The 24056-nt window shown below is 38.9% G+C and carries 19 protein-coding genes; 5 read left to right on the forward strand and 14 right to left on the reverse strand.

What is annotated here, in order from left to right; all coding sequences use genetic code 11:
• Positions 1–164 precede the first annotated feature (164 nt).
• The 11 genes from dnaG to OQX64_RS21050 form a co-directional block, all read right to left on the reverse strand.
• Positions 165–2150: a DNA primase gene (gene dnaG, locus OQX64_RS21000; protein WP_265820229.1), complete on the reverse strand. Its 1986-nt coding sequence runs from the start codon at positions 2148–2150 to the stop codon at positions 165–167.
• Between the two features lie 885 nt (positions 2151–3035).
• Positions 3036–3680 carry an SGNH/GDSL hydrolase family protein gene (locus OQX64_RS21005; protein WP_265820230.1) on the reverse strand — a complete coding sequence of 215 codons (645 nt, stop codon included), beginning with the start codon at positions 3678–3680 and terminating at the stop codon, positions 3036–3038.
• 26 nt (positions 3681–3706) lie between these two features.
• A complete protein-coding gene (locus OQX64_RS21010; protein ID WP_265820231.1) occupies positions 3707–5269 on the reverse strand; it encodes a serine hydrolase in 1563 nt (520 codons plus the stop codon).
• Between the two features lie 57 nt (positions 5270–5326).
• Positions 5327–6268: a hypothetical protein gene (locus tag OQX64_RS21015; protein WP_265820232.1), complete on the reverse strand. Its 942-nt coding sequence runs from the start codon at positions 6266–6268 to the stop codon at positions 5327–5329.
• Between the two features lie 66 nt (positions 6269–6334).
• Positions 6335–7522, reverse strand: coding sequence for a M20 metallopeptidase family protein (locus OQX64_RS21020; protein ID WP_265820233.1), 1188 nt, complete (start codon positions 7520–7522; stop codon positions 6335–6337).
• Positions 7509–7904: an SPOR domain-containing protein gene (locus tag OQX64_RS21025; RefSeq protein WP_265820234.1), complete on the reverse strand. Its 396-nt coding sequence runs from the start codon at positions 7902–7904 to the stop codon at positions 7509–7511. Before OQX64_RS21025 ends, OQX64_RS21020 begins: the two co-directional genes overlap by 14 nt.
• A gap of 157 nt (positions 7905–8061) precedes the next feature.
• The gene (locus OQX64_RS21030; RefSeq protein WP_088302592.1) at positions 8062–8454 is read right to left on the reverse strand and encodes a hypothetical protein; all 393 of its coding nucleotides are present in this window, start codon (positions 8452–8454) and stop codon (positions 8062–8064) included.
• Positions 8451–9128, reverse strand: a complete 678-nt coding sequence (locus OQX64_RS21035) for a DUF433 domain-containing protein (RefSeq protein ID WP_088302591.1) — start codon at positions 9126–9128, stop codon at positions 8451–8453. Before OQX64_RS21035 ends, OQX64_RS21030 begins: the two co-directional genes overlap by 4 nt.
• A gap of 197 nt (positions 9129–9325) precedes the next feature.
• The gene (locus OQX64_RS21040; protein WP_265820235.1) at positions 9326–9697 is read right to left on the reverse strand and encodes a PEGA domain-containing protein; all 372 of its coding nucleotides are present in this window, start codon (positions 9695–9697) and stop codon (positions 9326–9328) included.
• Between the two features lie 118 nt (positions 9698–9815).
• Complete coding sequence (secA, locus tag OQX64_RS21045) at positions 9816–13118, reverse strand: preprotein translocase subunit SecA (RefSeq protein WP_265820236.1); 3303 nt, start codon at positions 13116–13118, stop codon at positions 9816–9818.
• A 139-nt stretch (positions 13119–13257) separates the two neighbouring features.
• Entirely contained in the window at positions 13258–13557 is a 300-nt protein-coding gene (locus OQX64_RS21050; RefSeq protein WP_088302588.1) for a hypothetical protein, read from the reverse strand.
• 270 nt (positions 13558–13827) lie between these two features.
• Between OQX64_RS21050 and OQX64_RS21055 the strand changes: the two genes are divergently transcribed.
• The 5 genes from OQX64_RS21055 to OQX64_RS21075 all read left to right on the forward strand — a co-directional run bounded on the left by OQX64_RS21055 (position 13828) and on the right by OQX64_RS21075 (position 19457).
• Complete coding sequence (locus tag OQX64_RS21055; protein ID WP_265820237.1) at positions 13828–14574, forward strand: hypothetical protein; 747 nt, start codon at positions 13828–13830, stop codon at positions 14572–14574.
• Between the two features lie 152 nt (positions 14575–14726).
• Positions 14727–15824 (forward strand): vWA domain-containing protein, encoded by a 1098-nt coding sequence (locus OQX64_RS21060; protein WP_047798931.1) that lies wholly within the window; start codon positions 14727–14729, stop codon positions 15822–15824.
• Between the two features lie 86 nt (positions 15825–15910).
• On the forward strand, positions 15911–17398 hold the full coding sequence (locus tag OQX64_RS21065; RefSeq protein ID WP_265820238.1) for a sigma 54-interacting transcriptional regulator: 1488 nt from the start codon (positions 15911–15913) through the stop codon (positions 17396–17398).
• 9 nt (positions 17399–17407) lie between these two features.
• On the forward strand, positions 17408–18157 hold the full coding sequence (locus OQX64_RS21070; protein WP_265820239.1) for an AAA family ATPase: 750 nt from the start codon (positions 17408–17410) through the stop codon (positions 18155–18157).
• A 55-nt stretch (positions 18158–18212) separates the two neighbouring features.
• Positions 18213–19457, forward strand: a complete 1245-nt coding sequence (locus OQX64_RS21075; protein WP_265820240.1) for a metallophosphoesterase — start codon at positions 18213–18215, stop codon at positions 19455–19457.
• A gap of 199 nt (positions 19458–19656) precedes the next feature.
• Here the strand turns inward: OQX64_RS21075 and OQX64_RS21080 are convergent, their stop codons facing one another.
• The 3 genes from OQX64_RS21080 to OQX64_RS21090 all read right to left on the reverse strand — a co-directional run bounded on the left by OQX64_RS21080 (position 19657) and on the right by OQX64_RS21090 (position 23985).
• Complete coding sequence (locus OQX64_RS21080; protein WP_088302583.1) at positions 19657–20346, reverse strand: response regulator transcription factor; 690 nt, start codon at positions 20344–20346, stop codon at positions 19657–19659.
• An 81-nt stretch (positions 20347–20427) separates the two neighbouring features.
• Positions 20428–22095 carry a sensor histidine kinase gene (locus OQX64_RS21085; RefSeq protein WP_265820241.1) on the reverse strand — a complete coding sequence of 556 codons (1668 nt, stop codon included), beginning with the start codon at positions 22093–22095 and terminating at the stop codon, positions 20428–20430.
• Positions 22096–22098: 3 nt separating this feature from the next.
• Positions 22099–23985 (reverse strand): S9 family peptidase, encoded by a 1887-nt coding sequence (locus OQX64_RS21090; protein ID WP_265820242.1) that lies wholly within the window; start codon positions 23983–23985, stop codon positions 22099–22101.
• Positions 23986–24056 lie beyond the last annotated feature (71 nt).

Consider the following 24056-nt stretch of genomic DNA (forward strand, 5'->3'; position numbering starts at 1 on the left):
TGAGTGAATTTTGAATGATTGAATTATCGAATTATTGAATGAGTGAGTGAATGTTTATTTGTGTTCATGTATCCCGATTCTACATTCTATCATTCATTTATCCAATAATTCAATCCTTCTTTTATTCTATCATTCAATAATTTAATCCTTCTTTTATTCAATCCTTACTTTACAATTACCGAACCTAAAAATTTGTTAATCTCTCTTTCCACGCCCTTAATTACACTATATCTTTGCATCAGGATCATTTGATTATCGGCATCTTTTTCCTCTTTAATTTCTTTTAAAAGGTTGGTTAAAATGCGGTCGACTTTCCTTTTCTTCAGGTGGAAAATTCCTCCCAGAATAGTGGCTTTGAGATTCATAGATTCATCCTTTACGTAAATTAAGTGCTTATTGAGCCAATTTTCACTTAATGCATATTCGGATGTGGATAAGGTAATCGCTAAATCAGCAATATCGCGATCTTCATGTTTGATAAAATGATTGGCTGTTGGTAATCTGCCATTATCAATTTCCGACTTATAGTAATCGATAATGCTTTTACAAAGTTGATTTTCAAATTCAACATCGGCCAGATTTTGCATGACGAAAGAGCCAATGTACATGTCATCAATACTATCCCAGTTCACAAACTCATGTCCGTAGGCCAGCAGCAACCTTACTATTTCTTTCTCCTGGATCTCATCAGTATCAACCTTTGGTTCTCCATATCCGGAAGGCCCGGCATTATCATCCCATAAATCATCTGGTGGCCCAAGCGGTTCTGGTGCACCTGATGAATAGGATTGCGGCTGACTGCTTTGTGCATGAGCCCTTTGGTTGCTCTCAAAATTCTTTTTAACCTTCCCGGAACGGATTTTATTTAATTCTGAAAGCAATACGCTTTCTTCAATCTCGAGTAAACTGCTGCTCTCTCTGATAAAAACAGAAGCCTTAATCTGATCGGGAATTTTAGCAATACTTTCTACGATGTCGCGAATAATCCCGGCGCGTTTAATCGGGTCGTCACCAGCATCCTTCAGCAGAACATTTGCCTTGTACAGGATAAAATCCTTCCGGTTATTTTCGAGGTAAGTTTTAAATGCGCCCGCCCCCACATGGTGCATATAGGAATCGGGATCGTGCCCATCGGGAAAGGAAACAATTTTAACATTGAGCCCCTCTTCCAAAATCATATCCAGACCACGAAGTGAGGCCTTTATTCCGGCAGCATCCCCGTCAAACAGGATGGTAATATTTTGCGTAAAACGACCAATCAGCTTGATCTGTTCTACCGTTAAGGAGGTACCTGAAGAGGCCACCACATTTTCTATTCCGGCCTGGTGAACGGAGAGCACATCGGCATATCCTTCTGCCAGGTAACAGTTGTCTGAATCGCGAATGGCTTTCTTGGCATGAAACAAGCCATATAAAACATTCGATTTATGGTAGATCTCGCTTTCAGGCGAGTTTACATATTTCGGAACATTTTTATCGGTTTTTAACGTTCTGCCACCAAAACCAATAATTCTACCGGTAAAATTATGAATGGGGAACATCACCCGGCCGCGAAAACGATCGTAAATTTTCCCGTTATCATTTTTAATGGATAAACCGGTTGATTCCAAAAATTCGAGTTTATGGCCAGCGTGGGTTGCGTTTTGTGTTAAAGCATCCCAAACATCGGGAGAATAACCGACTTCAAACTTCTTCAGGATGTCTTCCCTGAATCCGCGTTCCTTAAAGTAACTTAAACCAATCCCTTTACCTTCATCCGTTTCCCAAAGTTGTTTGACAAAAAAAGCCGCAGCGTACTGAGATACGATGTAAAGACTTTCTTTTGCACTCTGCGCTTCCGCAGCCTCCGGAGAAAGTTCAGCCTCCTCTACTTCTATATTATATTTGTTGGCTAAAAATTTAAGTGCTTCCGGATAAGAGTATTTCTCATGATCCATGATAAAACGCACCGAATCGCCACCCTTGCCACAACCGAAACACTTATAAATGCCTTTGGTTACGGATACGTGAAAGGAAGGTGTTTTTTCGCCATGAAAAGGACAGTTACCAATTAAACTGGTTCCGCGTTTTTTTAAGTGCACAAAATCCCCTACTACCTCCTCTATCCGGGCGGTATCCATTATCTTATCTATCGTTTCGCGGTTTATCATACTTATTATTGTCCGTCATTGCGAGGCGGCATGACAGCCCGTCCCGAATTTCGGGAAAGCAATCTTTTTTGCTATTATATACTTTTAATCAGTTATCGCCTTGCAGAGTAGATTGCTTCACTCCATCGCACATTCCATTTCCTCAGTTCGCACAATGACGATACCACTTATCGTCATTGCGAGGAGGCTTTTTCAGCCGACGAAGCAATCTTTTTTGCTATTCATTTTTAAATCATTAACGTCTTGCAGGATAGATTGCTTCACACCAACACTCAATCCCAACCCTTCGGTTCGCAATGACGATTCCACTTTTCGTCATTGCGAGGAGGCTTTTTCAGCCGACGAAGCAATCTTTTTTGCTATTCATTTTTAAATCATTAACGTCTTGCAGGATAGATTGCTTCACACCAACGCTCAATCCCAACCCTTCGGTTCGCAATGACGATACCACTTATCGTCATTGCGAGGAGGCTTTTTCAGCCGACGAAGCAATCTTTTTCGCTATTCATTCATTTTTAAATCATCAATGCCTTGCAGGATAGATTGCTTCACTCTAAACACTCAATCCCAACCCTTCAGTTCGCAATGACGATACCACTTGTCGTCATTGCGAGGAGGCTTTTTCAGCCGACGAAGCAATCTTTTTTGCTATTCATTTTTAAATCATTAACGCCTTGCAGCATAGATTGCTTCAAGCCAACACTCAATCCCAACCCTTCAGTTCGCAATGACGATACCACTTGTCGTCATTGCGAGGAGGCTTTTCAGCCAACGAAGCAATCTTTTTGCTATTCATTCATTTTTAAATCATTAACGCCTTGCAGGATAGATTGCTTCACTCTAAACACTCAATCCCAACCCTTCAGTTCGCAATGACGATATATTCTATTTTACCAATGGCAACAATTGTTCTGCCACCAACTGATTACCCTTTTCATTCAAATGAACCCGGTCTTTAGTTAAAACATCCTTTTCTTTATCTTCAGGATTATGATTTGCTTCGTATTCCGCAAATACTTTTCTTAAATCGCATACAGGCAAATTGTTTTTAGCGGCTAACTGCCTGATGCCTTCAGCATATTTATTTAAGTCGGCATCCATTTCGTTCGTACCATCCTTTTTTTCACCAATTACAGATGGCGTACATAATACCACCTTACTTCCAATGCCCTGAATTTTATTAATCAGTGCCTGATAAAATTTTAAATACTTATCATAATCTGTCCCGGTATGCGACGATTGTTTATGCCATACATCATTAATGCCTACATAAATCACCACCAGATCTGGTTTTTTATTTAATACATCATCCTCTAAACGTAAATATAAATCGTATATTTTGTTGCCACCTACACCAGCACCCATCACTTCATATTTTGATGAATCAAGCGACTTTTTAAGCAATGTGATGTAGCCCATTTTAGATACGCCTTGTTGGGTTATAGAATCACCGAAGAAAATAATTCGTTTTGGTTTTAGCGACATTGATGTGAAGATCACCAGGCATAAGCCTATTAAAATTGTATTCATTAAGGTTCTCATATTTTGCAGGTTAATTATGGTTTCTTTTTAAAATCAAGATCTTGAAAATCGAAGCTGAAATCTGTTAATGGAGAAATGGCTGCTATTTTAAATCCATCCGCAACGGCGTTATTATTCAGGCTAAAGTTGACAAATGCATCAGCATCTAAACTCCGGTCGTACCATTTTACAATAAATGTATTCCCTTTATAATAAGTCATGTCACCCCGCAACTTTGGTGCATTCTTCGCCTGGAAATGCATTTTTCCATTTACCTCGCTTATGGTCACTTCGCCAAACCAGGCATCCTGATAAGTTCCGTAGTAGTTTTTAATAACTGGTTTTGCAGCAGTAGCTTTTTGTGCATCTTCAATTTCCGTCCAAACCTTGGTTACTATTTCCTTCGCCTCTTTCTCATCAGCCAGCCGGCTATCATTAGAAGATTTAATTCTATCCCGGCCTTTTATTCCCAGGTAACCATCTTTAATGGAATTGGTAATTGCACTAAATGCGGCACCGGATTGTTGATTGGTTAAAACAATGATTCCTAATTTTAATTCCGGTAAAATTGTTACCTGCGTTACAATTCCGGATAAGCCGCCGGTGTGGGTAGCCTGGAACTTACCATTCACGTTACTGAGAAACCAGCCCAGTCCATAGCTGTTAAAGCTGCCCTGATTGCCAGCTGCAATAATGGTTTGAGGGGTCCATAGTTCGCGGGCTACAGCGTCGCTGAATAATTTCTGATTAAGTTTCTCGCCATATTGACCACCATTGATCATTGCCTGAACCCATTTACTCATATCAGTTACGTTTGAATAGATACCGCCTGCTGCGTTTGCGATCTCACCAAAACTTAACCCAACAGGCAACAACTTTCCTTCATAGGGTGCGTGGCCGTCAATTACATTTGATTTATCTTTCAACCGATACCATGATGCGGCAGTTTTAGTCATTCCTAAAGGTTTGATCATCCGGCTTTCGATAAAATTTTCGTAAGTCATTCCTGACACCCTGGCCACCACATCGCCTGCAACAATATACATCAGGTTATCATAATCGTATTTGGTACGGAAAGAAGAAACAGGCTTTAAATACCTGAGATTATGGATCAGTTGATTTTTAGTTACCGTTGAAGAATCGGGCCAGATCATTAAATCGCCTGCTCCAAGGCCTAAGCCACTGCGGTGCGTTAATAAATCACGGATGGTAAATTCACTGGTGACATAGGCATCATACATCTTAAATTCCGGAATCACGTCAGTCACTTTCGTATCCCAGGTAATTTTTTTCTCATCAACCAGTATGCCTATCGCAGCTGCGGTAAAAGCCTTTGTATTGGATGCTACGCCAAAAAGTGTATTCTCATCTACTTTCTTATTGGTTTTGACAGAGCGGACGCCATAACCTTTCAAATGAATTATCTTACCATCTTTTATGACAGAAACGGCTATCCCCGGAACATTAAAAGTAGTTAAGGTCTTTTCAACCACACTATCAATCTGACTGGAAGAAAGGATTTGAGCCTGTAGGTTGACCACACAGCAAAGGAAAAGAACAGGAAGAACGGTAAATTTTAAAAAGAAAGAAAATTTCATTTTTGAGGATTTAAATAACGGCTTAAAGATAATAAATCTTTTATGCGCAAGCCATTCTTACTTCCCCTTTTCCAGCTTATAATCTTTATGTACAATCAGGAAACTTGCCCGCTCCTCTTTCTTAAATGGGTAATCCCAATTTCCCTGATAGGTGATTTTAGTTGGTAGTTTATCCTCACCAAAATAACCCATTTCAATATTCATCTGCACATTAAAATCAAATAACATGTTGCCATATTTCATGTCTACATATCTTCCCAGAATATTAAAATTCCGTTTATCAAATATGGTTACCAGTTCTTTGATCATGATACCATCCTTGGTCCAGCTGCTTAAATCTGGTTTCACTGAAACTTTAAAACGGTAAACCGGAATAGAATCCAGGTATGTACCGCTGGTGAAAGCATAGTCATAATACTGACGCATATTTGCGCTAAAAATTTCAGTTTTACTCCCAATAAAGGGTACCTTAACCGGCCTGCCCGGATTAAAAATCAGGGTTTTGAGTTTGTCTTTGTAGCCTTCATTAGTCCCACCTTTACCATCGCCTGTTGGCGCATTTGGCACAAAGTCAGTATTATAGGCATTCATAAAAATATAGTCAAACATCTCTACGGTGTAAAGTTGATATTTGCCGTTTTTCTTATAAACCTTACCAGTATCCTGTTTTACCAGGTATTCCATTTTATAAGGGCCGTTGTTGTTGTGTTTAATCTTTCTGTAAATCTTTCCGTCAACCTTATTTTTTTTATCATAGGTATAAATCCTGTTTTCGGCGATGAAACTATATCGTTTCATGTTTCTAAAGGATTGATAAAATGACGTATCATTAATCACTTTATTGATAAAGGTTTCAATATTCAGCTTTTCGGCTTTAATATTTACGGTAGAATCCAGCGTAATGGTTTTAATCGTATCGGGATTAAAACGTGGAATTTCCTGTGCAAAACCTGTAAAATAGATTGCGGTAATGACCAGGATTAAAAATATTTTCTTCATGCTTGTGTAGCTTGGCAAAAACGATGCCTTATTTAATTTGAGAAGCATTAATTACATGCACAACATTTATTCGTTACCCAATTGTTTTAATGCAATGTAAGCCATTAAACCGGTTGAGATTTTCAATGCATCTTCATCAATATCAAACTTTGGTGTATGCACAGAATATTGCGTATCCTTTGCGGCATTCCCGGTACCTAAACGGTAAAAACAGGCATCTGTTACCTGTGAGTAGAAAGAAAAATCTTCTGCAGCCATCCAGATATCCAGGTCAACTACATTTTCCTTGCCTAAAAAATCTTCGGCAAAAGATTTAGCATTGGCGGTTAGCTTTTCTTCATTAATTAAAAACGGATAACCCTTGTGGATATCGAAATCACAGCTTCCGCCCATGCTTTCGGCCATACCTTCAGCCATTTTTTTCATGCGTCTGTGCGCTTCCGCTCTCCACTCCTCATCAAGGGTTCTGAATGTACCTTCAATTTTAACTTCGTTAGGGATAATATTCGTAGCACCATTGGCCGTAACCTTACCAAAGGATAAAACAGAAGGGATGCGTGGATCGGCATTACGACTTACAATTTGCTGCAAGGCAATAATAATATGTGAAGCAATCACCACCGGATCGATATTTTGATGCGGCTGCGCACCGTGTCCGCCTTTTCCGGTTACGGTGACATATAACTCATCCGTTGATGCCATGTAAATTCCCGAGCGGAAACCTACCTTACCAGCATCTATTAGGGGCATTACGTGCTGGCCAACAATATAATCGGGTTTTGGATTTTCGAGAACACCTTCCTTAATCATGATGCTAGCTCCTCCGGGAAGCAACTCTTCTGCCGGCTGAAAGATTAATTTTATGGTACCACCAAAATCAGTTTTCAGCTGGTTTAAAATATAAGCTGTTCCCAACAGCGACGAGGTATGCACATCATGTCCGCAGGCATGCATCACTCCCGGATTCCTGGAAGCATAAGGCTTATCACTGATTTCGGTAATAGGCAGGGCATCCATATCGCCACGAAGTGCAATGACTTTTTCAGAAGGAAGATGGCCTTTAATTAAGGCGACAACACCGGTATTGGCGCAACTGGTAAATTCAATTCCCCATTGCGTTAGCTTTTCCTTCACAAATGCAGCAGTTTCAAATTCCTGGTAAGATAATTCGGGGTTGGCGTGTAAATGCTGGCGGTAGCCTACGACATCATTGAAAATGGAATGCGCTACATCTTTTATTTTATCTTTGATCATCGGTTGTAATATCTAATTGCGGAGCATTAATTTTCTCCCTGAAAATAAATAAAGTAGGAAAGGTTGGCCGGATTTCACTCATTAATCGTTGTGCTTCCAATCTCGTTCTAAAATCGCCTACCCTGACATAATAATTGGGTTCTTTATAAATCAGGTATGTATTCAGTTTAGGATACAATGTTTTAAAACGTGCCTGCTGATTAAAAACCTCCCGCCGGTCAGAACCATAAAAAATCTGCACCCGATAACCGTAAGAGGACACAATGGGTTTACCGGTTTTTACCTCACCTGAAGTCCGGTAGACCTGTATTCTTTTGGCAATCAAGCTATCAATTAATGGGTCTTTTATCACCACAACCTCACCTTTTTGAGCGAACGCCATGTTAAAGAAAAATAAACTGAAGATTAGCGTATAAAATATTTTCATGATGGTATGACAGTAGACAGGCAAAAATTGTTTTAAATACAGGAATGCCGAATTCGCTGCAAAATTCGGCATTCTTTATGGGTTGTGCAAATGTTGGCCAATCTTAGTATTGTTATCCTTTTGTGATTCGCTTTGCTGAAATAAAATAAACATATGGAGGTTTATTCATTTCGATAATCTTAACTATTTCGATCCAATGTTTAATAATTACTTGCGTCTTATCCCAGTATCGATAACCTTTTGGCAACTTTAAGAAAAACGCTCCAATATTATGTTTAGTCAAAAGTGCTGCCTGTAATTTGGTTGAATAGATTCTTAAATCCTGAGAAATAAAAACACCAGATCGATTTCCCCAATCTGGAATCCATTCTTCGTCTTTTATTCCTTTGCCAAATTCTTTTTCAATAGAAGTGACCTCAATATTATTTCCGAGAGGATATTGTAATTTGTCTAAGCCTTCAGCAAAATATTTTGAGAGGTTCTCATCTATTAAAACTTTTATCATGCCACGGCTTTACGGTTAAATAACTCAATGGCACAAACCACATCTGCTTCACGAAGATCATATAATCTGGTTAAGAAACCTACCGTTTCACCTGCTGTATAAAGATCATATAATGTTTGTGCCAAAATATTAGTTTCCTCTATAACAGGCTGGCCAAACTGGTGATGAGGGTCTATTATGATATGTTTTTCTTTTCCTAAAGGATAAAACCGCTCTGCTATATCCGAAGTAGAAAATTCAATTTTCTTACAAAATTCTTCAATTATTTGTTTAAAAGCTGCTTGTCTGGATTTGTCTGCGTGCACAACTGTTCCGTCATCCAGCGTAAAAAGAATACTTTTCCCATCAGATAACATTTTAGAAGAGGCAAAAGGATAGGCTGTGCCTAAAATCTCGGCCATATCCTGATGAGCATTTATTATTTTATTCACGCTAACATTAATTTCTCTTAATTGATAAAAAACGTAAAATTCTATGAGTGTGAAGAAATTTGTCGCTTTTTCACGGCCGTCCCCCCAGGAATATTCAACATGATGCTTTTCAGAAAACTGGTTATCCCAAAAATCTTTCATCCACCGGCGTACTTTAGCCGTTGGCAACTTTAAAATAAAAGCTACTTCAGGAATAGTGTACATCCCGCTACCAAGTTCTTGATTTAAGTTTTTACCTTTCATAGTTGATAACAAATATAATACTAATTAATTTAGCTTACTTATCATATTATTTAATAAAAATCCATTATCTAAAATACTAAACTTCCTCACCTTACTATTTTATCGCTAATATTTCCTTACACCAAAAACAAGCATATCAAAAAACAGCAAAGCCGGATTTCTTATCAAAATCCGGCTTTGCTACCTGGTTTGGTTAACTATTTCTTTTGTTCCAGTTTAAATTCGTAAACTTTCGGATCGTACTTCATCATTGCACCGGTGGCAGCGTCAATAATAAAACCTGGGACAAACAGAAAATTGACTACAGATACCGCATTAAATGTGGTGGTTGGTTGAAATGTTTTTGCTTCGTAACCATTTAATTTAAGACTGACAGTTTGCCCCGTGAATCCTTTTTTTAACGTCACGTCCATTGGTGTTACACCAACTTTAATACCGTCTACTTCGATGTCGGCAGCCGGTGGATCTGTCTTGATATTAACGGTTTGTTTTGTACCGGTAAAAACGGTTGCGCAGCTCGAAAGCATCAGTGTTGCCGAAATGGCAAAAATGTTAAAAATCTTTTTCATTTGTGTGTTATTTTGTGTGTTTCTAAATATAGGTTTAATCCTACAGATTAAAAACCAAATTACACAAAAAAGGCCCTGACAAATGTCAAGACCTTAATAATGTGCGATATAATTTATATTACAAATTTGCGCCGTGGCAATTCTTGTATTTTTTACCACTACCACAAGGGCAAGGTTCATTACGTCCTACAGTGGCTTCTTTACGAATAGGCTGCTGCGGAATGGCTTCACGCGTATCACCAAATTCAATACCCGACTCCTCTCTTCCAAACTCCTGTTTGGTGGTTTGTAATTTAGGCTGCTTAGCCGGTGCCGGTGCTTCCCTTATTTCATCAGGCTCCTGCTGAACCGGAATACCGCCTTTATATAAGAAACTGACCACTTCTTTATTTACCGCATTAAGCATGTTTTTGAATAAGTTAAAGGCTTCCATTTTATAGATTACCAATGGATCTTTCTGCTCGTAAACGGCATTCTGAACAGACTGTTTCAAATCATCCATTTCACGTAAATGCTCTTTCCAGCTGTCATCAATCAAAGCCAGTATAATGGTTTTTTCAAACGAACGAACAACCTCTTTACCTTTATTTTCAATGGCTTTCTTCAAATCAACCGCAACCTGAATGCCACGAATTCCATCTGTAAAAGGAACCACAATTTGTTCGATATGCTCGCCACGTTCTTCATAAACCTGCGTTAAAACAGGCAATGACTGCTGTATTACGGCTTCTGATTTTCGGGCATAGAATGATTCTGCCTCATCAAATAATTTTTCAGTAAGCTGAGTAATATTGCCGGAGGCAAATTCTTTTTCAGTAATGGTGGTATCCAGAGAGAAATTTTTGATAACTTCCAGTTTAAAACCATCGTAGTTAGCTTCTTCTTTGTATTCTGTTACGATATCTTCTGCCACATCGAACACCATGTTGTTCATATCCACATCCAAACGTTCGCCAAATAGCGCATTTTTACGTTTGGCATAAATCACCGTACGTTGAGCATTCATCACGTCATCATACTCCAATAAACGTTTACGAATACCAAAGTTGTTTTCTTCTACTTTTTTCTGCGCACGTTCGATAGACTTGGTAATCATAGAATGCTGGATCACTTCACCATCTTCAATACCCATGCGTACCATAATGCTCGAAATTCTTTCCGAACCAAACAAGCGCATGAGGTTATCTTCCAGTGAAACGAAGAACTGTGAAGAACCCGGATCACCCTGACGGCCGGCACGACCGCGTAACTGCCTGTCTACACGACGTGATTCATGGCGTTCAGTACCCACAATGGCTAAACCACCTGCTTCTTTTACACCTGCACCTAACTTAATATCGGTACCACGACCAGCCATGTTGGTGGCAATTGTAACCGTTCCTGCCTGACCAGCTTCGGCAACAATATCGGCCTCTCTCTGGTGCATTTTAGCATTTAATACATTGTGTTTAATGCCACGAAGTTTAAGCATACGGCTTAACAATTCCGAAATCTCAACAGAAGTAGTACCAACCAATACCGGACGACCAGCTTGTGTTAACTTCACAATTTCATCGGCAACCGCATTATATTTTTCACGTACCGTACGGTAAACATAATCCTGCTGATCTTGTCTGGAAATATTTCTGTTGGTCGGAATCTCAACCACATCCAGTTTATAGATTGACCAGAATTCACCTGCTTCGGTAGTGGCCGTACCCGTCATCCCACAAAGTTTATGGTACATACGGAAATAATTTTGCAAAGTTACGGTAGCATAGGTTTGGGTAGCATCTTCAACCTTAACGTTTTCTTTAGCCTCAATAGCCTGATGTAATCCGTCAGAATAACGGCGGCCATCCATGATACGGCCAGTTTGCTCATCAACGATTTTAATCTTGCCTTCATCAATGATGTATTCCACATCAATTTCAAACAAGGTATAAGCTTTTAATAATTGATTTACTGAGTGAATGCGTTCTGCCTTTACCGAATAATCACGCATTAAAGCATCTTTAGTAGCTACCTTTTCTTCTAATGGCAAATCAGATTTTTCAAGCTCTGCCACTTCTGTACCCACATCCGGTAACACGAAGAAATGAGGATCCTCACCTGATTGTGTAATTAACTCAATACCTTTTTCTGTTAACTCCACCTGGTTATTTTTCTCATCGATGTAGAAATATAATTCAGAATCTACCTTGGGCATATTCTTCGATTGATCGGCCATGTAGTAGTTCTCTGTTTTTAACAACAAACCACGCACACCGCTTTCACTTAAGAATTTAATTAAGGCTTTATTTTTAGGCAATCCGCGGTAAGCACGTAATAAAGCTAAACCACCTTCACCTTCTTCTGTTCCGCTGTTACCGGCATTGATTAATTTTTTGGCTTCATTTAAGGCCTGAGATACATAAGCTTTCTGCGCATTCACCAAACGCTCAATACGTGGTTTCAACTCATAAAACTCATGCTGGTCTCCATGTGGAATTGGACCTGAAATAATCAATGGTGTACGGGCATCATCAATTAAAACGGAATCGACCTCATCCACCATGGCGAAATGTTGTTTGCGCTGCACCAATTGATCTGGCGTTTGCGACATATTGTCACGCAGGTAATCAAAACCAAATTCATTATTGGTTCCGTAAGTAATGTCTGCGGCATAGGCTTTTCTTCTTTCCTCAGAGTTTGGCTCGTGTTTATCAATACAATCTACACTTAAACCATGAAATTCAAATAAAGGTCCGTTCCATTCACTATCCCTGCGGGCCAGGTAATCATTCACGGTTACGATGTGAACACCTTGTCCGGCAAGTGCATTTAAGTATGCTGGCAAAGTACTCACCAAGGTTTTACCCTCACCAGTGGCCATCTCAGCAATTTTACCACTATGCAGCACAATACCACCAATTAACTGCACATCGTAATGAACCATGTTCCATACCACTTCGGTTCCGGCAGCATCCCAACGGTTTGCCCATTGTGCTTTATCACCTACAATCTTAACATTACCCTTACGTGCGGCATAATCCCTGTCAAACTGTGTAGCGGTTACTTCCAGGTAATCATTTTCACTTAAACGTCGTGAAGTTTCTTTTACCACGGCAAAAGCTTCAGGAAGAATTTCTAAAAGCACTTTTTCCAGTTCTGCATCGCGATCTTTTCCTAAAGCATCTACCTGATCGTAAATGGCCGTTTTTTGATGAAGATCCAACCCTTCACCTTCGGCTTCAGCCTTTAGGGCAGAGATTTTACCATCAATTTCTGTTAAAAAATCAGATATCCTGCTTTTAAATTCTATTGTTTTACCACGCAACTCATCATTACTGAGTGCTGAAAGTTTGCTGTACTGTTCATTGATTTTACCAACCAACGGCTGAATAGCCTTAATATCTCTTTCTGATTTACTTCCGAAAACCTTCGCTAAAAATCCTAACATTATGTTTTAAATCGTATTTATTATTAAAAAAATGGTGTGTTACAACAACTAAGCCATTGTATTGTGCTGGTCAGTTTGGCAGTTGCTGGTATAAACGGGGGCACAAAACCTTATAAAAGATTTGTTTAAGAAAAGTGTACTAAGGACTATTGTTCTTCGGTTTTTTCCTGATTGTTAAATCAGAAATCACTTGATTTACACTTACATATTTTGCAGCTTTTAATTGAGGTTGAGTTCCAATTAAAGCTAACCTTGAGTAAGATAACAAATAAGGATTTCGGTCTTCATTCAGTTGAACCGATGCCTTACCGATGGTATTGGTGCTGATATTATGCTCATTACAATACTCATTTAATATCCTTAAACCTTCAACACGTTCGGCTTTTGCCAAATGCGTTAAGCTAAAAAATACTAGCGATATGGTAACGAGGTGTTTCATGAATAGCGACAAAGCTACTTTTAATCTTTTACAAAAAAAAATCGACCTGTTGCAAAAAGCATAGCGCAATTTTTGACTAATTTTTTGTTTACGCTCCCCCCCGTATACCCTGGCAGATCTGGAGATTGTACCTTTGCTTAAATGAAACGTCAGTGCCTGGTAAGCCATATTTTCGTATTTTAGCGGGGTCGTTAAGAATTTCCTGGCGCTTTTTTAAATTTTACGCCATGGCAAAAAACGTCATTAACATGTGTTACCGGAAACTAATTGATGCAGGCAGAAGCAATTATTGTGGTCAGCATCCATTCATTAAAAATACCAACTAAGCTAATGGATATTCAGGGAAAAGTATACCCGGCAGATGAGCGGGGTTTAACAGAAACTTCAATAGTAAAAAGGCATAGCACATTCAACTTTGAAAAGTATTACCATAAAGACAAAGTGGCTTCGGGAGCATTATTTATTTGCAATGACGAATACATTGCCGGAGGTAAGCTTTCTTTCTTTCTATCCAGGGAAGATTCCCATCAGCTGTTTTTTCCTGTTACCGGCAGATTAGATATTGTACAGAATGGCAAAGCATTTTCCATTGAAACCGGACAGGTACAGGTTTTGAATGCTGGTAAAGGTGAGGTATTGGAAATCAGTAACCCTTATTCAAACGATTTGGTAAATTACCTGCAGATTGGACTTACGACAGATCTGTTTTTACTCCGGGCAGGTGAAATGCGCTTCAACTTTGATTTCGAAAAATATCCAAATCAGCTGACAGAGATTATTTCCAGCACGAAATTACCATTTAAATTAAGCACAGGGATTTTTACCCCACAGGAAGAAATCACCTATCCGCTTCAAAACCCGGAAAACAAATTTTTCTGTTTCATTATTGATGGCGCTTTCGAAGTAGAAGGCAGGCGATTGCATGCAAGAGATAGCTTAGCACTTTGGAATGTAGAACAGGTGAAATGGAGTGCCTTGAGTAATCATGCCATTATTTTGATCTTAGCACATTTGTAACATGTGTTTAATTTTTTATTTCTCTATTCCCTGATTATCTATTCCTACCCCACAATTCCCACTATAATCTTTCTTTACGCTCAAATATGACACCCCACTTAAATTAATGCAAATCGAAACTTTTATCTTCGATAAACCGTTAATACAAGCACATGAGAGGTTTCCGTTTTTCTGATTATAAGCCTGGCGATACGCCAAAAGGTGGGTTTGATGAGTTGTTGAAATTATTCAGCGAGTTGCTGAATTATACAGCAGGTGATGCAGCAGAGGCGTTAAGCTGGCTCAACGAACTCGACAAGCAATATAAATTAACCAATAACGACTATGGCATTGGAAATTTTATCGATGATTTAAAGGATAAAGGGTATCTAACAGAAGACAATCAATCCGGAGAATTTAAAATCACCGCTAAAACGGAGCAAACCATTCGCAAATCTGCATTGGATGAAATTTTTGGCAAGCTTAAAAAATCAGGTCGCGGCAATCATAACAGCAACCAGTCTGGTATCGGTGAAGAAAAAAATGCCGACAGGAGGGAATATAACTTCGGCGACAGTTTAGATCAGATCGACATGACAGCCTCCATCCAGAATGCACAGATCAATCATGGCATCGGTGATTTTACTTTAACGGACCGGGATCTGGAAGTAGAGGAAAAGGATTTTAAAACCTTAACTTCTACCGTATTGATGATTGATATTTCACACTCTATGATCCTGTATGGTGAAGACAGGATTACACCCGCGAAGAAAGTAGCAATGGCCTTAGCCGAATTGATTAAAACCAAATACCCGAAAGACACCTTGGATATTGTGGTTTTTGGAAATGATGCCTGGCCCATTACCGTAAAAGATTTACCTTACCTCCAGGTAGGGCCCTACCATACCAATACTTTTGCAGGTTTGGAACTGGCAACAGATTTACTTCGCCGCCGAAAAACGCATAACAAGCAAATTTTCATGATTACGGATGGGAAACCAACCTGTTTAAAGGAAAATGGCAAATACTATAAAAATAGCATGGGCCTGGATAGAAAGGTTATTAATAAAACCTTAAATATGGCAGCCCAATGTAAGCGGTTGAAAATTCCGATTACCACCTTTATGATTGCCAAAGACCCTTATTTGCAACAGTTTGTACGCCAGTTTACTGAAATAAATGGTGGCCGGGCATTCTACAGTTCATTAAATGGCCTAGGCGAATACATTTTCGAAGATTATATTAAAAACAGAAGAAAAACAGTAAAATAGATGAAAGAACAAAGATTAAGGCACAATGACAGGATTTTGCAATTAAATCTTTTATCCTTGCTCCTTTATCCTTACTCCAAAAACATATGCAAAACACCACACTAGGCGAATTAAAAACCACAGGATATCAGTCAAGATCAGTTAAGGAAGAATTAAGAGAGAACCTGATTAAAGTTTTAAGAGATAAAAAAACAGAATTTGAAGGTATAATCGGATACGATGAAACCGTAATACCCGAATTACAGACTGCCATTCTTTCCCGCCACAACATTTTACTGTTGGGTTTACGCGGACAAGCCAAAACACGCATTGCCCGTTTAATGGTCAACCTGTTGGATGAGTATGTGCCTTATGTAGCGGGTAGTGAAATCTTCGACGATCCGTTGAACCCAATTTCCTGGTATGCCAGAAATGAAATCGCTACCAAAGGTGATGCTACTGAAATTGCCTGGCTACACCGGAGTGAACGCTATACGGAAAAACTGGCTACACCGGATGTTACCGTAGCTGATTTAATTGGTGATGTAGATCCGATTAAGGCAGCCACGTTAAAACTGACATATAACGACGAGCGGGTAATCCACTTTGGCCTGATTCCGCGGGCGCACCGCAGTATTTTCGTAATTAATGAGTTACCAGATTTACAGGCCCGGATTCAGGTAGCACTATTCAATATGCTGCAGGAAAAAGATATCCAGATTCGTGGTTTTAAACTGCGTTTACCATTGGATATCCAGTTTGTATTTACTGCAAACCCGGAAGATTATACCAACCGTGGAAGTATTGTTACGCCACTAAAAGACAGGATAGAAAGTCAGATTCTAACCCATTACCCGAAAAGCATCGAAATATCGCGTAAAATTACTTTTCAGGAAGCCAGGCTTACCGCAGCACAAAAAGCAAATATTGAAGCCGATGGCCTGTTAAAAGACCTGATTGAGCAGATTGCATTTGAAGCACGTAAAAGTGAGTACATTGACCAGAAATCTGGTGTATCTGCCCGGCTGACCATCTCAGCTTATGAAAATTTAATCAGTACGGCCGAGCGCAGGATGCTTATTTCAGGCGAAAAGGCTACGTTTGTACGCTTATCAGATTTTGCCGGAATTATTCCCGCCATTACCGGAAAAATAGAGCTGGTTTATGAAGGTGAGCTGGAAGGGCCGGCACATGTGGCCACCACCTTAATCGGCAAGGCCGTAAAAACCTTATTTGCCCGCTATTTTCCTGATCCTGAAAAAGCAAAAAAAACCAAAACAGCCAATCCATATACCGAAATTACAGAATGGTTTACAGAAGGAAACAATGTCGATGTAACAGACCATTTAAGCAACGCACAATACAAAAAAGCACTGATGTTGGTACCCGGTTTATATGATACCGTTAAAAAGTTTCATCCAAAACTGAGTGAAAACCAAACTTTACTGCTGATGGAATTTGTTTTACACGGACTGGCAGCGTATTCCCAGTTAAGTAAAAATTATTTAAATGGTGGCTTTGGTTTTTCTGACATGTTTGGCAGTTTATTTAATGCCGAATTTGATGAAGAAGAAGACGAGGATGATTTCAGATAAACATGATTAATGGAGTTTAACGGATATCTTTTATCGCTAAGGTTACAAAGAGAGAATCTTCCTGAAGGATATCCGTTTAACATTCCATGCCTGCAAACTTTTCAAGAACTTGAATTCCACCCGAATGTTACATTTTTCACCGGCGAAAATGGGATTGGAAAATCAACTTTTATAGAGGCAATTGCCGTTAACCTAGGCTTTAATGCCGAAGGAGGAAGTAAAAACTTCCAATTTAGCAGCAGGGAAACTCATTCCATATTACACCAATACCTTACGATTTCCAAAAGTTTCAGACATTTCAAAGATGGTTTTTTCTTAAGAGGAGAAAGTTTTTATAATGTTGCCAGCCAAATTGATAAGCTTGATGAAGAACCTGGTTTTAGTCAGAAGATAATAGCATCTTACGGCGGCATATCCCTACATGAACAATCTCATGGTGAATCTTTTTGGTCACTTTTCATGAACCGATTCAACGGACATGGCGTTTATATTTTAGATGAACCAGAGTCTGCACTTTCAGCAAATAAACAAATTGCCATGTTAGCAAAGATTAATAGCCTGGTACATACAAATGCTCAATTTATTATCACAACCCATTCTCCGATCCTTTTGGCCTACCCTAATGCGATCATTTATGAAATGGCCGATGGTGAAATCAATAGCATTAAATACGAAGAATCTGAAGTTTACAGGATTTATAAATCTTTTTTAGATAATCCAAAAAGAATTTTAGATAATTTATTTACATCAAATACCTAATTTAGGCAGGCCAAAAACCTGCCTTATTTTTTAAACTAATTTTTCAAACCCGATCATGGGAAGACTACCTTTTATCATTGCTGCCTGCATTTTCATTATCATTTTCGATATCTATTGTTTCAAGGCAATTGTAGCTGTTTTCAAAAAATGGAAACCAACCACAAAAAAAATCTTTGCTATCATATACTGGAGTTACAGCATCTTGCTGATAATAGGCGTCTTTGCCGGGATTTACCTCAACCTTTTTTTAACACTAAGGGCCATGATTCTGGTGGCATTCTTTTTAACTGTAGCCTGCAAAATGGCCATGTTACCGTTTTTGGTGTTAGATGATTTAAGAAGGCTCTGGATCAAAGTATTCAGGAAAAAAGAAGTCGCACCAACTGTACCAGTATCAGAAACTGATCAGATTTCCCGTTCAGAATTTTTAGTGAAGGCGGGGTTAGTCGCTGCTGCGGTACCATTAACATCATTAAGCTGGGGAATTATTTCCGGCGCTTATGATTACCAGGTAAGAAAGGTAAATCTCATTTTACCAAACTTGCCAAAAGCTTTTGATGGCATCACCATGGCACAAATTTCTGATATCCATTCCGGCAGTTTTTACAATAAAACAGCTGTAAAAGGTGGTGTGGAAATGCTGCTGGCAGAAAAACCTGAATTCGTTTTCTTTACCGGCGATTTAGTAAATAACCTCACCAATGAAGTGAGCGATTATCAGGATATATTTTCAAAAGTAAAAGCACCTCTAGGTGTTTATTCTTCACTTGGAAACCATGATTATGGCGATTATTATTTTGGTAAAGAAACATCGCCGGCTAAGGTTAAAAACCTGAAAGACATGGTTGATGTACACAAGATAATGGGTTATGATTTGCTGATGAATGAACACCGCAGACTTAAAGTAGGCGGCGAAGAAATTGGTATCCTGGGGATCGAAAACTGGGGAATGGGGCGTTTTCCGAAGTATGGAAAAATGGAACTGGCGGTTCAGCATACGGATGACTTACCTGTAAAATTATTATTAAGTCATGATCCTTCACACTGGCGTGGCGAAGTATTACAGAAATATCCTCAAATTGATGCCATGTTTAGCGGTCATACCCATGGGATGCAGTTCGGCGTGAGGCTGAAGGAATACCAGTGGAGCCCTGTACAATACATCTATAAAGAATGGGCAGGCTTATATCAGGAGCAAAAACAACAGCTTTACGTGAATGTTGGCTATGGTTTTCTAGGCTATCCTGGAAGGGTTGGAATTTTACCAGAGATTACGGTTTTTACCTTGAAAAGAGCTTAATGGGAGAATGACTGAATGAAAGAATTATTGAAGGACTGAAGGAAAGAATGACTGAATGACTGAATGACTGAAGGAAGGAATGATGGATTAATTGAAAGGAATGAGAGAATGGATAGGTATTACGCCAACACATTCAATCATTCAAAATTCAATCATTCAAAACTTTCTCATTCAAAACTCAATCATTCATGCATTAAATCTACCCTGCGTTAAAACGATATCCAACACCTCTTACCGTTTGCAATAATTGCGGATTATCGGGGTTTAATTCTATCTTCTTACGCAAGCGTACAATATGCATATCAAGGGTCCTGGTGTTCACATCAGAATTATAGCCCCAAACCACCAGCATCAGTTCATCGCGGTTAATGACTTTACCAGGGTTGCGCAAAAAGTATAATAAAATACGGTTTTCCAGTATGGTCAACTCAATTTTCTTTCCATCTCTGAATAAAGTATGAATATTCGGATGATGCTCCATATTACCAAAGCGGTGAATTTCAGCAGTATCTTTATTGACGATAAACTTCACCTTACTCTCCAGCATGGCCACCAATACATCCATATTAAAAGGTTTGGTAATATAGTCTGATGCGCCAAAATTATAGGCATCAATTTTATCTACATCCTGCGCCTTTGCTGTCATCATAATGACCAGGTTTTCGAAGCCTTGTTTACGCACACTCTCGCAAACTTCTGCACCTTGTTTGCCCGGCATCATCCAATCCAGCAATACAATATCAGGCTGGTCTGCCATAATAATCCGTTCACCAGATTCACCGTCATTGGCTTCCAATATGTGGTAACCCTCGCCTTTTAAACGGTGTGCAACCAAAAAACGAAGATTTTCATCATCTTCAACAATTAATATTTTTACTTCTTTAGACATCTATATGTGTATTTATATTTTAATGTTTAAAGGTTAATTCCACTTTATAACCTTCCAACTTTAATTTTCAACTTTTAACATTCAGCTATTAAAGGGCAATACGATCTTAAATTCTGTGCCTGAACCTACTTTACTTTTAACCGAAATTTCTCCTTCCATAAAGTTAACCAGTTCCTTGCAAAAAGCCAAACCAAGCCCCACGCTCCCCATTTGATTGTATTCGTTTTGTATCCTAAAAAACTTCTTAAAAATATTATTTAATTCCCCCGAAGCGATACCAATTCCCTTATCGGCAAAACGGAATACCAGCACACCTTTAATCAGCTTGGCACTGATGTGCAATTTCTTGTTTTCGGGTTTTGAATATTTGTATGCATTTTCAGCCAGGTTATCAAACAAGCTACCTAATAACACCGGATCGGTAATGAAGGTTTTAAAACCAACCACTTCATAGGTCATCTGAAAATCGGGATGTTTTAATGTATGAGACTCAATGGTACTTTCTATAAAATCGCGAATATTTACCGTTTCCTGGTTCAGTTTAATGGCTTTGTTTTCAATTTGCGTAAAGGCCAGTAATTTATTCATTAAGCCATTCAGTTTATCGGCCTCCTCATCCAGTATCTTACCATAAAGCTGTTGTTCCTTCTGGCTTAAAGCAGTAGCACTTTTAATATTATTACCTGCAATTTTAATCACACTTACCGGAGTTTTAAATTCATGCGTCAGGTTATTTACAAAATCGTACTGCAGCTTAAACATTTTACTGTTGATATTTAAATTGCGGTAAATTAAAAAGGCCACTAAAAGCAGCACGCCATACACCAGGAGCAGCACAAGCGCGATGGGCATAAAGTAGATAAAAATTTCTCTTTTGACGTAAGATTTAGAGCTGGTGAGGTATAGTTTGAAGTCGGAAAAAGCACCAGGCAAAGCAATTTCAGTGGTCATATTTTCCTCAGAAGTATCAATCGGATCGTATGTTAACGGCTCTACCTGAATTTTCTGGTACAACAATGGCCGGGTATTCACCACTTTAATTTTATTTGGATTCAGCTGAAAAACAAGCATATCCTGCTGATAAACCGGCAAAGGATTGAGTTTACGCCGCATCATATCCTTATAAATTTTCAGGTCTTCTCTCCTGGGAATATTTAAGTAAGTGATTTTATTGGAATTTACGACAGAAAAATTGGTGAACAATTCTTCCTGAGAGGGTACCACAACCGTATCCAGCTGATCAACAAAAGTAACCAGCTTATAGGCCATGGTATTAAAATCATCGCCAACCTTGAAAGACCGGGTATCGGCTTCTGAAAATAATCTGATAGAATCAGCAGGAACATTTTTACCAAACTGGAAAATAGACTTCGGACCGATTGATAATTTCCCTACGTTCATTCCATCCTTTACCGGTATATTTTTAACCTCGGTATCGTAAAAAGTAACCCTCGACACGAACGGATATTTGAGCACAATGGTATCTACAAATTTTGATGCCGTAGCAGAATCCAGAAATCCATTATAATAAGAAATCTCGGGCATTTTATTCTGAAAGAAATCGTTATAAGGTTTGATGCTCTGCTCCAGCACATTTACCTTCTCTGAAACAAATTCATTTTCGATGGATTTTTTACTGAAATTAAAAGCCAGGAAAAGCGATAAGACAAACAAAATGGAAATGAGTACAATGAAAGTAACACCCAATGAGAAATTTTTGCGATAGCCGCTTTTCTTATCCAGCGTCATAACTTATTTCCTGCTGATGTTGTTTTTTAAGAACTCTTCCAGTGCTTTATACAAAGCTGTTCTCCCCTGTTGCCTTTTAACCGGATTTGGTCCTTCTTCCTTTTCTATGTAGGTAACCGGGATGCTTCTCTTCTTAAGTTCTTTGATAAACTGTACCCCTTCTGTAACGTTAACCCTCGGATCTTTTGGGTTCTGGGCAATAAACAATGGTGACTTAAAACGGTCGGCATGAAAAACAGGCGAAGCCAAGCGCAGGTAGTCTGTATCTGTTACCGGATTGCCAATGATTTCGTAATACATCTGTAGATTTGACTTTAAAAATGGTGGAATCCCTTTCAGGTAACTGAATAAATTAATAACGCCAGAATTTGATCCGCCACAACTATAAAGATCGGCATTTTTATACAAACAATTTAGGGCAATATACCCTCCGAAACCATTACCATAAATGGCAATCTTTTTAGGGTTTGCAATCTTTTTTGCAATCAGCCAGCGTACACCATCATTAACATCTTCCTGAATTTTATTACTCCATTCTTTAAAACCTGCCGCATAAAAAGATTTGCCATAACCATTTGATCCCCGATAATTAACCTGCAAAACCGCATAACCCCGGTTAGCCAGAAACTGAACTTCGGCATTATAACCCCAGGAATTCCTTCCCCCCGGACCATTGTGAGGCATTACAACCACAGGTAAATTGGTTTTCTTGTTACCTTTAGGCAAGGTTAGATAGCCGTTAATAGTTAAACTGTCAGAACTTTTAAAACTAACCGGCTTCATATCGCTCATCAACTCCTCCTGAATAGAAGAGTTAATATCATTTAGTTTTTTAAGCTTATTCTCGGCAGCCATGTATAAATAGTACGATCCCGGATTTTTATCGGTAAATGTTCTGATGATGAAAACATTATCCATTTTATCATTATCCATAATGCGCCACTCGGTGCCTGGCAGCAGCCGGTCTATTTTACTATAAGTTAGTTTACTTTGTGCATCCAGGTAATATTTCTGTTTTTTCCAGGTTTCACAGGTAACAAACATAATTTTATTCTGTGTTCTGGAATATCTGGTTTCCGTAACATTCAGGGTATCATTGCCAAACAGTACTTCTTTCTCTTTACCTGTTTTTAAATCAAAAGATACCAATGCATTTTTATCCCTGTTTACGCTGGATATGGCATATAATACATCAGGTTCATTTTCCGGAAAAGCCACCGGCTGAAAAGTCGTTTCAAAATTATTTGTCATCAGCGGTGCAAAAGGTTTGCTCTCATTTTCACGGTAAAGCAAGGTTTCATTCACCCCATCGCTGGCCACGGCAATTTTGAGAATACCTTTATTATCGGTTACCCATTCGGTAACATTACCCGGGTTTTTAGCCGCAATTTCCATTTTGCCGTTCCGGACATTCAGGCGATACACATCGAAAACTGTTGAATCACGTTTATTGGAAGCCACAATAATATATTTATCATCAATCAGCTGATCTTCAATTACGCGGACTCTTGTTTTTTCATTCGAACTCAATTGCACTTGCCTGCTTCCATCCTTATTGATGACAAAGAGATCAGATTTACGCTCCTTTGTATCATCTTCAGCATAATAAATCAGCTCATTGTTGCTGGTCCAGAAGTAAAAACTGATCGATTTTTCTGTCAGGTGTGTCAATTGGGTGCTTTTCCCTGTGGCCAGGTTCTCCACAAATAAGTCAAGCTTTTTATCCTGAAGTTTAAGGTAGGAAAGGCTTTTCCCGTCAGGCGATATGTGGTAATAAGCCTTATCCTGTGTTTTAAAAAAATCATCAACAGGTATAATGCCTGCTTTATCTGAGCGCTTACAGGCACAGATCAGAGCGATTAAAACCAATAAACCAATTCTTTTCAGCATAAATATTTTTTCACCGGGATGACAAAAATAGGCATCTCAACCACTTAACTATACTTTACACTAACAATGTT

It is taken from the genome of Pedobacter sp. GR22-10 (assembly GCF_026239715.1).
In the GTDB taxonomy this organism is placed as follows: Bacteria; Bacteroidota; Bacteroidia; order Sphingobacteriales; family Sphingobacteriaceae; genus Pedobacter.